This window comes from Pseudomonas sp. P4_B3 (genome assembly GCF_056402295.1).
The window spans coordinates 220,573-234,432 of the sequence record NZ_JBFUHR010000002.1 but is presented as its reverse complement, the minus strand read 5'-3'; the positions used below and the strand labels follow the sequence as shown (position 1 = coordinate 234,432).

General features: G+C 52.2%; 9 protein-coding genes and 1 pseudogene. 9 read left to right on the top strand and 1 reads right to left on the bottom strand.

Annotated features, from left to right (window positions below; translation table 11 throughout):
• Positions 1–1,174: 1,174 nt before the first annotated feature.
• Complete coding sequence (locus AC1DWG_RS03120; RefSeq protein ID WP_477762165.1) at positions 1,175–1,333, bottom strand: hypothetical protein; 159 nt, start codon at positions 1,331–1,333, stop codon at positions 1,175–1,177.
• 267 nt (positions 1,334–1,600) lie between these two features.
• Between AC1DWG_RS03120 and AC1DWG_RS03115 the strand changes: the two genes are divergently transcribed.
• The 9 genes and pseudogenes from AC1DWG_RS03115 to AC1DWG_RS03075 all read left to right on the top strand — a co-directional run bounded on the left by AC1DWG_RS03115 (position 1,601) and on the right by AC1DWG_RS03075 (position 13,698).
• Entirely contained in the window at positions 1,601–3,550 is a 1,950-nt protein-coding gene (locus tag AC1DWG_RS03115) for an MFS transporter (protein WP_477787204.1), read from the top strand.
• A 465-nt stretch (positions 3,551–4,015) separates the two neighbouring features.
• Positions 4,016–4,507, top strand: a pseudogene (locus AC1DWG_RS03110) (ATP-binding cassette domain-containing protein); the annotation flags it as partial.
• 867 nt (positions 4,508–5,374) lie between these two features.
• Entirely contained in the window at positions 5,375–6,208 is an 834-nt protein-coding gene (locus tag AC1DWG_RS03105; protein ID WP_477787203.1) for a transporter substrate-binding domain-containing protein, read from the top strand.
• 54 nt (positions 6,209–6,262) lie between these two features.
• Positions 6,263–7,237 carry an amino acid ABC transporter permease gene (locus AC1DWG_RS03100; RefSeq protein ID WP_477762162.1) on the top strand — a complete coding sequence of 325 codons (975 nt, stop codon included), beginning with the start codon at positions 6,263–6,265 and terminating at the stop codon, positions 7,235–7,237.
• 265 nt (positions 7,238–7,502) lie between these two features.
• The gene (locus AC1DWG_RS03095) at positions 7,503–8,231 is read left to right on the top strand and encodes an amino acid ABC transporter ATP-binding protein (RefSeq protein WP_477762345.1); all 729 of its coding nucleotides are present in this window, start codon (positions 7,503–7,505) and stop codon (positions 8,229–8,231) included.
• A 353-nt stretch (positions 8,232–8,584) separates the two neighbouring features.
• Positions 8,585–9,763: a M24 family metallopeptidase gene (locus tag AC1DWG_RS03090; protein WP_477762161.1), complete on the top strand. Its 1,179-nt coding sequence runs from the start codon at positions 8,585–8,587 to the stop codon at positions 9,761–9,763.
• A gap of 14 nt (positions 9,764–9,777) precedes the next feature.
• Positions 9,778–10,485, top strand: coding sequence for an aspartate/glutamate racemase family protein (locus AC1DWG_RS03085; protein ID WP_477762160.1), 708 nt, complete (start codon positions 9,778–9,780; stop codon positions 10,483–10,485).
• A gap of 95 nt (positions 10,486–10,580) precedes the next feature.
• Entirely contained in the window at positions 10,581–11,762 is a 1,182-nt protein-coding gene (locus tag AC1DWG_RS03080; RefSeq protein WP_477762159.1) for a M24 family metallopeptidase, read from the top strand.
• 832 nt (positions 11,763–12,594) lie between these two features.
• The gene (locus AC1DWG_RS03075) at positions 12,595–13,698 is read left to right on the top strand and encodes a DUF2817 domain-containing protein (RefSeq protein WP_477762158.1); all 1,104 of its coding nucleotides are present in this window, start codon (positions 12,595–12,597) and stop codon (positions 13,696–13,698) included.
• Positions 13,699–13,860: the final 162 nt, after the last annotated feature.

Below are 13,860 nucleotides of genomic sequence, written 5' to 3'. Positions count from 1 at the left end.
GCGATTTCGGTTTGGCTATCTCATGGAACGCTGGGCAGCACGCTTCGTGAGCGAGCTTTTTCGCAACTACGTGGTGCGCTTCGTTGGGTGCAGCATCAATGATCAAGTGTTGCGCTCCCGCGCTGCATGATGGATGCGCTGGCCGCCGACCGATGTTGGGCGAAATTGCGCCGCAAACTAGGGCATTGGGCGACTGTGAACCTGGACAAGAACATCGCAAGATCGTCGAGTGGGAAGCGAAAGGCGTTTCCCTCATCATGTACAATGTTCCGGCTGGTAAGCGGCCAGCACGCGACAGGATGACTTTGTGGTTGAATGCTGTGAGCTGTGTCTGACAAGTCCGGATTACCAGCTCGACAGTTTGCGACGTTCAATCCTGGCTCATCACTAGATTGGCTGCTGGATGCGTTTTCCGACGAGCTCTATCGATACGGTGATCTCAACCGCTTTAGCGTACGTCCGCAAGATGAGGTGGACGTCAAGTTGCGCTTCAGGTTAGTTTGCCGTCCCGCTTCATATCCTCTTACGCCAGCGCTGATATTGGTGGCCGGTGGTATCGGACGATGTGATATTTCATCTCGCTCGCCGGCTGGTGAGGCACTTGAATGATCCGCAGTTGGTCATTTAGATTGCACGGAGGGGTGGGCAACTGCATGACTGTTGGGCTTGGCTGGTCGAGAACGGCTGAATGAGTTTGGTCACTTTGAGCGCGAGCGCAAGGCGACTGAGATGGGTGAGCCCCGTGCTCACTTACCCAACGCCATACCTAGGCTGCGATGAGCAGCGTTAATTGGACAGAGGCACAGCCTCAACGGCTAGAGCAATAAGTGGCAGATGCTTACTCCGCGTACCCAGCGTTTCGTCATCGCGAACAGGCTCGCTCCACAGGGGAGGCAGAGAATATCCATAGCACCGAAAGCAAACCAACAAGATCGACAGGGAGTCATCGATGTCATTCGTAGAGCCGACAGAAAGCCAGGGGTTTACCGATTGCCGCTCCCTCGCAATGTAGTCGCAATCGTGACTGGAACTGACGGTCGGGCTCCATGCCGAGGTGGCACAGTATTTTATGGTCAGCGCCCGTTGCGAACGCTTGCCCGGAGCCTTGACGTTTAAAAGTCCCCGAGGTCCTGCGCGTTAACGCGTTCGACCCAGTCCCGCACAATCTGCACGTTCACGCCACCAATTCTAGCGGCCTCGCCAGCATCACCCCATCATAAATCTGCGCAAAAGCCAGAAGCCACAGCGTCTGGGCAGCCTCCTTCGATAGCTGCGCCGACTTGCGCAGGTCATCGCCGATGTCATCCGTGCGAAGCCAAACGTGCTGCCCCATGCCAAGCCGTCTGTTTGCACTAGGGATTCAGATTCATCGCACTTTGTGAACCCTCAAGCGCCTGAAATAATACCGATTGGTATGAGATTCGGCGCAAAGAGATAGTTAGTACATGAGGTGCTGCTGGTCGAGCTCAGGACCGGAGACAGCGGTTGCTGATGTGAGCCACGTTGAGGCTGCGCTCACTTGGGAGCCATCAACTATGTCAGCTATTAGATAGGATGCAGGAATTCTGCATGAGTCCGCTTAAAAACACCGTAAGCCGCAATGGTGAAACCAGTACCTTGCTTGCAATGGTTCGCAGTTGTTCTTCACAAGTATCTCGGGAAGGGGCTATGGAGTCTCCGTAGAAAGCGGAGCGTTCATTGTCGAGAGGCGTCTGTGGAAGAACGCATTGCCATGCTAGACGAGCATGGGCCATGCCGCAGTATCTTGCCACAGCTTGCCTGGCTCCGAGAGGATGATTACTCCCCCCCCCTGCGGAATTCTGCGCGAGCAATGCTCTATGCGGCAATTTTTGAGGCGGCATCCATGGCAATCCGGCACCACCCACAACAACACCAAAATGCTCGTATTGCGACCTCCAAAATGCCTAAGAGAATCTCCCCGCTCGAACTATTTCAATATAAGACGTTCCGTTCCCTCTGGTCAGCTTCTCTTATATCGAATCTCGGCAGCCTCGTTAGGGGGGTGGGTGCGGCGTGGCTGATGACAAGCATTTCCACGTCTCATGGACTGGTGGCACTCGTCCAGGCATCGACCACACTGCCGGTCGTGATTGTTTCGCTCGCAGCTGGGGCGCTCGCGGACAACTTTGATCGTCGGCAGATCATGCTGGCGGCTCAGCTGCTGATGTTCTGCGTATCTGTCGGCCTGGCGTTTCTTGTCTATGCGGGGGCAGTGACACCCTGGGTTCTGTTGAGCCTGACCTTCCTGATCGGCTGCGGCTCGGCACTGTTCGACCCGCCATGGTCCGCGTCGATGGGTGACATAGTTCCCCGTCAAAATTTGCAAAGCGCGGTCGCACTCAACAGCATGAGCTATAACCTTATGCGCAGCATCGGACCGGCGATTGGAGGCATGATTGTCGCAACAGCCGGTGCGGCCTTCGCCTTCCTCTTCAATGTCTTTTGTTATCTTCCCTTGATCGCCACGCTCTGGCGATGGAAGACGGAGCCTGCGCATCAATTGCTCCCGCGAGAACCTTTCAGTAACGCGATGGCTGCGGGCTTCCGCTACGTACTCTTGTCGCCGAACCTTCTCAAGGTGATGTTTCGGAGCCTCGTTTTCGGTTTCACCGCCATCATTATTCTGGCTCTGCTGCCCGTCGTTGCCCGTGATCAGGTTGGGGGGACTGCCACGACCTACGGAATCATGCTCGGTTTCTTCGGTTTCGGAGCGATTTGCGGCGCGTTTCTCATTGGACGGGTTCAGGAAGTCCTCAGCAATGAGTGGGTCGTTCGCGGCGCATTTTTCATGTTGGCCATCTGTTGCTTCTTTCTGGTATGGAGCAAGTATGTTTGGCTGAGCTGTCTGCTTCTCATGCCTGCTGGTGTGGCATGGGTACAGGCACTATCGCTCTTCAGTGTGACGGTCCAACTTTCGACGCCGCGGTGGGTTGTCGGAAGAGCCTTGTCACTCTACCAAACGGCCACATACGGTGGCATGGCTGCAGGGAGTTGGATATGGGGCGAACTGGCCGACACGCAGGGTGTTACCGGTGCCCTGCTCATTGCAAGCCTTGCTCTTGTCTTCGGTGGGCTGATCGGCATCATTCTTCCCCAGCCGGATTTTGAGGCGCACAATCTCGATCCGACTGACAAATTCAGTGAGCCGGTGCTGAAAATCGACCTGCGATCGTGCAGAGGACCAATCTCGGTGACAGTGGATTATTTAATTGATCAGGGAGATGTTGCCGAGCTTCTAAACGTAATGGCACTCCGGCGAAAAGCGCGACTTCGAGATGGTGCCAGACAATGGAAGCTGCTCCGCAACCTGGAAAAGCCTGAAATGTGGACCGAGAGTTATCACGTATCCACGTGGGTCGAATACGTGCGCCATAATCAGAGGCTGACGCACGCTGACGCTGAAATCGTGGCGCGCCTCGAGGCGCTGCACCGAGGTGATTGCCCACCCAAAACCAACCACAAGATTGAACGACAAACCGTGCCGGTCCGCGACGATATGCCGCTCAAACCTCACATTGACAGAACTTGAGCTGGAAAAATACGAACATCTTTACCACTGCGAGGCGTGACGGGAGGAGGCCTTGAAATCGTTCTTGTCTCTTGGACCACAGTGGTCTTTGGTGGTCACTACGAGGATAAAATCCGTGTTCCCGTGACGTAATACTTGATCGCACCGCGCGCGTCTTACGTTTTGCGGCCTTGAGCCGATCGATAATGTCAGCAGTCCGATCTCGTTCGAGTGAAACGAAAACAATCATCGCGATCTGACGGCCAACAGCCTTTGCGGAAACCATGGGGACCTCTGCCTATTGGGAGCTTTAGCCCCCAAGCGTTTCCACTACCATTCTCGATTCCTTTGTTCGAGCAATGGTGATGGCCGATCCGCTCACAAGTCTGTTGCAGGGATTGCATCGGGGTAAGTCCCGTTTTCTCAGTGCCAGACTCAAGCCAACGATAGACAACCGGGTGCTCCCGCCGGTTGTTATTGCGCCACAGCAGGCGGGTGGTGTTCCAGCACTTCAACCTGTGGTCGCACATGAGCGCCCTGGAAAACGTCATGGATGCCCCGGCGCATGTACTGGGGATGAGCAAGCAAGACGCTCGGGAAAAAGCCGAACACTACTTGTACTAGGTCGGCGTCGCACACCGCAAGGGTGCCTATCCGGCACATATGTCCGGTGGCGAGCAGCAGCGGGTGGCGATTGCCCGGGCGCCGGCGATGGAGCCGGAGGTGATGCTCTTCGACGAGCCGACCTCGGCGCTCGACCCGGAACTGGTCGGCGAAGTGCTAAAGGTGATGCAGGACCTGGTCCAGGAAGGCCGCACCATGGTGGTGACCCATGAAATGGGCTTTGCTCGCGAGGTGTCGAACCAGTTGGTGTTCCTCCATCAGGGCCGGGTCGAAGAAGGCGGCACCCCCCGCGAAGTGCTGATCAGGCCTCAGTCCGAGCGACTGCAGCAGTTCCTTACCGGCAGCTTGAAATAACCCGGCACACCGACTGTTGGCCACGCACATCAACAGTCGGCTTCGGATACACAGGTGCTCAACTTGTAACTGCAAACATTGAGCCGGAATGCCCAATCCCTCGAAGCGCTTGACGGCCTATGCCGCACCGATGATGCGGGGCCGGCGGAAATCGGCCTGACCTGCATTCGGATCATCGAAAGGTGACCATTACAAGGCCGCGCTCTGCGATCAAGCGGTCGACTTCTGCCGCCTCGTTTTCCGGTACAAGCCGCGACATGCAATGCCCCGAGAGCCCGCCATCTTGGCGGCATGAGCAAGCTGCAGGATTTCGGCGTCTGGGATCCGATAGCAATATCACTCCGACGGTCTTAGCCCCTACCAATCCTGAAAGTGCAACCAAGGATCAGATTACCGGATTACCGGATTACCTGATGCGCTGTCGCGACTGGACCGGGCCCGTTTCATTCAATGTTGGATTGCCGCCTGCGGTGGCTGGAGAAAAAATTAAACTGCCGCCCGGAATCGACCGTGAACTGCAGAAAACGCTGTATTGGTGCAGTATTTATGCATGAATCTATAGAAAATGCAGCATTTTCACTACTCGATTGGGTCAATATTGTTACCGAGACCTGTACTCGTCGGCCCATTTCGATCCTCGCGATCCAAACGCTCATTAATGCCGATCGCGATGAAATGATCCACCTGGATCTCAATGGTAAATAAGAAGCATATGTTGTATCGCGTGGAGGATAGGGGTAAAAAATTAACGATGGCAGGGATGCGCTAAGAGGCAAATCGAAGTACTTGGATTTAGACGATCCTGCGGTGCGGAGATGTGCTGGGCTCGATGATTTAAACCATAGAATAAATATAAGGAACTCAAGTATGCGCAAGCTCATGATGTTAGTGGCAGCATCGCTTACAGTTGTGTCTACAGTACTGTCGACCGCAGCCAATGCCGGTCAAGTGCTCGACCACGTGCTGGCCACAAAAACCCTCACAGTGGCGGTTGGGACGGACTGGGGCAAGATGTCATTTTTGAATGACAAGCAAGAACTCGATGGTTCTGACGTAGCCGTTGCAAAGGCCATCGCTGACCACTTGGGGGTGCAGGTGAAATTCGTGACACCGGGCTGGGATATTATCGCCGGAGGCAAATGGCAGGGTCGCTGGGACATGGCCATGGGTCAGATGACCCCGACCGCGGCGCGTGTAAAAGTATTTGACTTCCCGGCTATCTACTTCTACGGGCCGGTATCTGCCGTTGTTCACAAGAACAGCAAGGCGACAAAGCTTTCTGATCTCGATGGCAAGGCGTTTGGCGTTGGGGCAGGCACCTCGGCGGAGTCCTATGTCAACCATACTTTCACACCGAACTGGGTCGCCGCTCAGCCAATAGAATTCAAATTCACAGCTGGAAAGGTGAAGAGCTATTCAAGCTCCATTACTGCGCTTGACGACCTTCGACTTGGCGATGGTGTTCGGCTTGATGCAGTCGTCGCTGACACACCGATAGCGCAGGATGCGATAAAAGCCGGCTACCCATTAAAGATCCTTCCCGGGACCTTGTTCGCCGCCCCGGCAGCAATTGCAATTCTCCATGGCGACAAGGAGTTTAGCGACGAGATTGCGTTAGCCGTCAAAGGTATCAGGGATAACGGTAAGCTCTCTGAGCTGACGATGAAGTGGTACGGCGAAGATTTCTCTGTCGAAAAATAATAATGTCATAGCGGTCCAAGGCTAGTCGGGCCGTTTTTTTGATGAGGATTTCTCATGCTTTATAAAGATACAGTTGAATCAAGGGTGCTGGTACATAACCCATGGTTTGTTGCCTTGATCTTTGCGGTTGTGTTCGTGGTTTTCTTTGTGTTCAATCTTGCCGGTACCACTATGGGTGAGCTCATGAGACCGGTCATTGGCGATCCGTTGAATAGCGGTTTGTACGGGCGTTTCGCAACAGCCTTGGTTATTGCGCTCCTATTATGTATCAACATCGTGCTGATCGGTTGTGTCTCTCTGATATGGCAAATCGGTATTGTGTGGTCTGAATTGCTTCTCTTATTTCTCGCCTTCTTCAAGTCGTTTGATCTAAGCCTACCCTTTATTTGGACAAAACTGCCCTTCCTGATCACGCAGGGCGTGGTTACTACAATTTATGTTTCGGCGATTTCACTTGTCTTTGCATCAATTCTCGGAGTTACGGCGGCTGTCGCAAAACTTTCAACTAACGGTTTCGCTTACGGCATTGCTAGCTTTTACACTTCGTTCTTCCGCGGCGTGCCGCTACTTATGCAGATTTACCTCATCTATCTCGGGTTGCCGCAGCTGGGTATTGTGATGGATGCTGTGCCATCAGGTGTGTTGGCGCTTTCGTTGTGCGTTGGTGCATACATGACGGAGATTTTTCGCTCAGGTATCCAAAGCATTGATCGCGGTCAGTGGGAGGCATCTCGCTCACTGGGTTTCGGCTTTGGGCTCACCATGCGCAAGATTATCATGCCGCAGGCGCTGCCTATCATCATTCCCCCAATGGGAAACACGTTCATCTCAATGCTTAAAGATAGCTCACTCGTCTCTGTCCTCGGTGTATGGGAGCTTACATTTCTCGCGCGCACGCTCGGTCAGAGCACCTTTAATCACATGGAGATGTTGGTTGCTGTGGCTATTCTGTATTGGGTTCTATCCGTTTGCCTTGAAATAATTCAGTCCAGGATTGAAAGTCATTACGCCCGGAATAAGACGCGATGAACGAGGGTGCACGCGAAGCGGCGAAGTTTACAAAGTGGCAAAGACTCACCACGGTGAATACTGACGCTTCGCGATTTAAATCGACTTCGATCTGGCAATATTTGGGCAGGAGTAAGGCAAGATGAGCTTGAACACATTTGAATCGACGAACGTCACAAAGCGACAAAGCACTGACGAGGTCATAAATGCCGATGTTACCCGAACTGGATTGACTCCGGATCAGGCGCGATTTCGGAAGGAGCACGCGGTAGTGAACGCGGACAAAATTATCGAAGTAAAGAACGTCTCAAAGTGGTACGGCAACTTTAGAGCGTTGACCGACGTTAACCTCACCGTCCGCAAAGGCGAACGTGTCGTCATCTGTGGACCGTCCGGATCGGGGAAATCGACACTGATCCGGTGTTTCAATCGGCTTGAAGCGCATCAGGAGGGCGAGATTATTGTCAATGGAATCAACTTACATAGCAAAATGCGCAACATCTCCGAAGTGCGTAAAAATGTCGGCATGGTGTTCCAGCACTTCAATTTATTCCCGCACATGACGGTCCTAATGAATTGCATGGCGGCGCCGATGTGGATCAAGGGTGTTCCCGAGGCCGAAGCGAGAAAAGTTGCTCTTGAGTTCCTTGAGCGCGTTCGAATTCCGGAGCAGGCGAATAAATATCCGGCTCAGCTTTCAGGAGGACAGCAGCAGCGCGTCGCCATAGCCCGTTCTCTTTGTATGGAGCCTGCGGTCATGCTGTTCGATGAGCCGACCTCTGCACTCGATCCGGAGATGGTCGCCGAAGTTCTCGAGACAATGACCAGCTTGGCTCGCGATGGCATGACCATGGTCTGCGTCACACACGAAATGGGGTTCGCGCGTTCTGTTTCTGACCGTGTCATTTTCATGGATGCTGGGAGAATTATAGAAGAGGGCGCTCCTCAAGACTTCTTCACCAATCCTAGGCATGAACGAACTAAACTGTTCCTTAGTCAGATTCTCCGCCACTAATAGCCACGTCATGAGGAGGCTCGCGTCGCCTTGTGACGGTTTTGAGTGGTGGGGTCATATAATGACATTGTGATTAGTGTGACCTTAGTTAGCATCGTAAGCCGCAATTCGGAATGACTAGTGGCTAGGGTCTCGTGACGCATAAGCGGGGATATTTTCACGGCACTTCAAAGCAAGCCATTCAGAAATCGCTCTCGCGTTGCGCATCAAATACCGCAAGCCAACAGCTTTATAACAGGAAACATACTTGCCCTTTATCGGCACGAGAATTATAAGCCGCTGAGAGGCTGGGAAATTTTTAGTTAGGTGATTCCATCTCACGTATCACAAGCAACTCGGACGATGGTGACAAAGTGATCAAAGAACTGCATTTTGAACTAGAAGAATTTGGAATGCGCCTGTCTGCTGTCAGGCGCGAAATGGCTGCCAGAAATATTGACGTTCTATTGCTGTCCGAGCCCAGCAACCAGAACTATTTAACTGGATATAATGCATATTCCTTCTATACCCCCCAGATGGTTATTGTATCCCTAGATCATGATCAACCGATATGGGTGGGACGGTTCATGGATCGTATCTCGGCCGTCATGACTACGTATTTGGATGACGAAAACATTAGGGCATATCCAGATACTTATGTGCAGTCAAACACTCTTTCGCCCTACGCGTACATTGCCGATATTCTCAAGGAGATACGCAACGACCGAGCCCGTATCGGTGTCGAGATGGGCGGATACTACTACTCCGCACGCGCTCATTCCGACCTGACAAGAGCATTGCCACAGGCCCAGTTCATCGACGCGGATTTGCTGGTGGGTTGGATTCGTCTGGTAAAGAGCCCGGCGGAGGTAGCTGTCATGCGAGAAGCAGGCCGATTGGCTGATGTAGCAATGAAGCGTGTGGTCGAGATGGTCGAGGCCGGTGTTCGTGAATGCGACATCGCAGCTGTCATCTACTACCATCAAATTGCAGGACAGGTCTGTTTTGGTGGCGATTACCCAGCCTGTCCGCCGGATTTGTGCGTAGGCGAGCGGGCTATTGCCCCTCATGCGGCTTGGACGGACAGTCCCATTCAAGAAGGGGCGGTAGTCAATCTTGAGTTGTCAGGCGTCCGCCATCGTTACCAAGTAAACATGGCTCGCTCGATTTGCGTGGGTAAACCGACAGCCGCGTTCCAGAAGTTAGCAGATATTGCCGTCGAATCCTTGAACTCATGTCTTGAGAGTATCCGGCCTGGTCTAACCTGCTCTGATGTCGAGGCCGCATTCAGGAAAGCCCTGGCTCGTCACGGCATGGAAAAAGAGTCACGTGTGGGCTATCCCACTGGAATCAGCTTCCCCCCCGCTTCGGGTGAGCGGACTGCCAGCATTCGCAAGGGGGATGAAACCATCTTGCAAGCGGGAATGGTATTCCACCTTATGCCTGGTCTGTGGTTGGACACAATGGGCGTAACGATCACTCAGAGTTTCGCTGTGACAGAGACCGGCTTTGAGCCACTGACCAATACACCACGTCAACTATTTGTGAAATAGCAGGAGTGTCACTAATGTACTCGGCTGGTCACGCATTGGGCATCCTTGAACTAGATGAAGGCATCCTACCCGACAGCCCCAACGCGACACCTCGGGCTGGTTCGCTTTTAGATCCCGCCAGCTTTGGCAGACCGATTATCACCGAGATGGTTGAGGGAGCGACTGCAGAAGTCATCATCCGAGGCGAACCGGCCCTTGAGGCCAATTGTATTTCAGCGGCTCGACGATTGAGGGAGCGCGGTGCACAGGTCATAGTTGCTGATTGTGGCTTCTTCATTCGTCACCAAGCTGCGATCAGTGCCGTTGTAGATATCCCAGTCGCAACATCGAGCCTTCTCTTGATCCCTCTTTTGTTAAGGCTACTGCCGTCTTCCGCAAAGTTGGCAGTTATCACTGCCGATGCTAGATACTGCACGCAAGAAATTTTAGGCGTGGAGCACCCTGCAGACTTAGCTCGCGTGATAATTGGCGGCATCGAGGGTGGCATTTATGTGCGTAACACACTGGCCAGACCATTTATTCGAACCGATGTTGAGCAAATTGAGCTAGAAGTGCAAGCTTGCATTGACAAACTTCGTGCTGAACATCCTGAGATAGGTACCGTGCTTTTTGAGTGCACAGGGTTTCCATGCGTTGCTCCCGCGGTGCGGCGCACAACTGGCTTGCCAGTTTTCGACATTACCGATCTTTGCCGATTAACGCTAGCGTCACTCAGGACCTAAAGTCTTGAGATGATCGGCTTTGTGAAATATACGAAAAAAAGCTGTCGAGCAAACTGCTTTTCATAAGCAGCTTTAAAAATTAGGCAGGAGCGAAAATGAATACCGAGTTTATGAGATTTGAGTTGTCCGAATATAAAACGCGTCTGGATAAGGCACGGTTAGCGATGGAGCAGGCCGGGATAGATCTGCTTGTAGTGACCGATCCAGCCAATATGGGGTGGCTTACGGGCTACGAAGGCAACTCATTCTATGTGCCGCAGTGCGTCGTGGTCAGTAAAGACAAAGATCCATTGTGGTTTGGTCGAGGCCAGGATGCAAATGGCTGTAGACGCACAGCTTACATCGGCGAGGACCGGATCAAATCATACGCCGACCACTACGTGCAATCCGATCACCTGCATCCGATGACAGTTCTGGGCCAAATTATCATCGAAGAAGGTTATGGTGCCGCGACAATCGGTGTTGAAAAAGATAGTTATTATTTTTCTGCGGCAGGTTTTGAAGCACTGACGGCAACGCTTCCTAATGCTCGCTTCAAAAATGCCATGCGATTAATCAACTGGCTGCGAATTGTCAAATCACCGCGCGAAATCGAGTATATGCGAGGGGCAGGCAAGATCGTCGAAGCGATGTACGAACGAGTTACTGAAGTGTTACGCCCAGGTGTTAAACAGTCAGATGTCATCGCTGAACTGTCGTATGTAGGCACTCGCGGAGTCGACGGCTTTTGGGGAGATTACCCTGCTGCCGTTCCGAACCTTGGAGCAGGAGCAGATGCGTCGGCGCCTCATCTCACTTGGACAGATAAGCCCATTCGGGCCAATGAAAGTATCTTTTTCGAGCTCGCCGGCGTTCATAAGCGCTATCACTGCCCCTTGTCGCGTACCTACTATTTGGGCAAGCCAACGACTCACATGCTAGATGCCGAAAAGGCTGTCCTTGAAGGCATGGAGGCCAGCCTCGAGAAGGCTATTGCGGGCAATCTCTGTGAGGATATTTCTCAGGCGTATGGGCGGGTCTTGGCCAAACACGGTCTAGAAAAGTCCAACAGGGCCGGTTATTCGATTGGGATGGGTTACCCCCCTGCATGGGGTGAAAACTCTGCGAGCTTCCGTGATGGCGATAAAACGGTGCTGCAGCCAGGGATGACGTTCCACCTGATGTCAGGCTTGTGGTACGACGATTGGGGCATTGAAATCACCGAGAGCTTTTTGGTGACCGAGGATGGTGTGGAGTTCCTCTCGAAAGTACCCCGACAGCTTATTGTGATCGACTAAGATTGTCAGTCGCCTCAGCCATTGAACTATTGATGCTGATGATCCCGCTCGCGATTCCCCTGGCGTTCTGGGCCTCGATCTTGAAAGCTCGGAGCTCAGGGGATCGCGTGTAAATAAGCTTGCGCCCGCCCCCCGGATTTCCGGGTGGGCGGAAGGACAACTTAGTGCTCAATAAGGACACGCAGCGACTGTGGAGGGAGACGTAGCGAGTGATGATATGGGGCACGCTTGTGCTAGACGTTGGTATGAGTTCAAAGCATCGCTTGGATCAGATTATTGTCGCACATTGCAGCTACTCATGTGGCCATGAAAGATTGACGAATCGTTTGAGTCTGCAGACTTAGTTTGTCGCACCACTGCTGAATAGCTAGCACCTGCGCGCTTAAAACATGCCGCTACCGTAAAAACTATCCTTTTATCGGCTTTCTGTGAATAATCTTTTTCGCGTTAATGAATCTTTTGTTGCACCAGTGTTCAGGCAGGCGAAATAAAGAGCAATTCGCCAACAGCCAGTCTACTACTATTGCAATCCCTCTTGGGCTGCGATCGCAGCCGTTTAGTGTCTACTTAGCTTCGCTGGAAGAATCGCGTACCGTTACTATTATTTGCGAATATAGTGCTTGTTCGTGCCAATTTTCTAAGGTGGCAGCCCCTTGAGGCGCGTGTAATCTGCATTGATTCAAAATTTCGCGCCGAAAAAATGCGCAGCATGCATGAAAAACATGAAAATTTTACTATTATATGAGCAATAATTAGCCAGTATGGATTTCTCTCGAATAGCCTAATAGCTCATTCTATTGAGCAATTTGCACAAGCGAAAAAGGTATAACAAATGACTTTAGAAAGCGCTGTAGAGCTTGCCCCGCTAGTATTTTCCGACTCATACGCTGAATCCCGGCGAAAGTTTTTGAGTGCGACGCCTAACGCTATTCCTTACCCCTGCGGTGCAAAAGGACCAGCAGGCGAGGATCTCTATACTGACGTCGCCTATTTCGGTTCTAATACGGCAAAAAATCTTTTGGTTTTAGTCTCTGGAACTCATGGTGCAGAAGGTTATTGTGGGTCCGCCGGTCAAAACGTCTTCATTGCTTCCAGATTGCATGAACAGCTTCCTGATAATACGGCCGTCCTAATTATCCATGCACTCAATTGCTACGGATTTGCCTGGGATCGTATCGTCACAGCGGAAGGCATAGATCTCAATCGAAACTTCATCGATTTTACGCTCCCATTACCAGATAGTTCTGCATACGAAGAGTTGGCTAATTATATTGTCCCTGTCGATATTAGTGCAGAGGGGGTAGCTTTAGCAGAAGATGCTGTGGCAGAATTTTGTTCAAAACATGGCAGACGGAAGTTTCAGCAGGCTCGCAGTTCTGGGCAATTTACGAGGCCCGGCGGCATGTCCTATGGAGGCCAAGCCCCGTCCGAAGCACGACAAACCCTAGAAAGAATTGCAACCGACTTCGATGTTGCATCTAGGGAGCGTGTAATTATCATCGATTACCACACAGGCTTGGGTCCGTATGGTTACGGCGAGCTACAATGCGAGCAAGTTTCAGGGATCGCAGGATATGAGCGCGCCACCGACATTTTTGGCGTTTCCGCCACCTCCCCTGATGTCGGTACATCTACCTCCGTTCCGCTGCACGGGTCGCAGGATGAATTTTGGGAGCGGCTCCTAGGTTCTCGACATACTTATGTCTGCTTAGAATTTGGTACCTGTGACATCGATACAGTACGCAAGGCACAGCGCGATGACCTATGGCTATACAAGTATCGTCCTGAGGAGATTGACGCGCCATTAGGGCGCAAAATTCGCCAGGCGACCAAGCATTGTTTCTATCCTCAGAAAATAGATTGGAAGGAAATGGTTGTTTGGCGAGCACACCAAGTACATAGGCAGGCTTTAGAGGCACTGAGTTCTCCGATTTAGTGCTATGTTGAAGCCACGAAGTACGAGAATCTTCAGGCTGTCTGATAGATAGAGGGCCTAAGATAAAGGCGAACGCCCCGATTGCTCAAGAGTTGACATTTCTGAAAAATAGAATAGAAAACCTATTTGCCGTCGGGGCTACATATTTGCGGTGCAATTAAT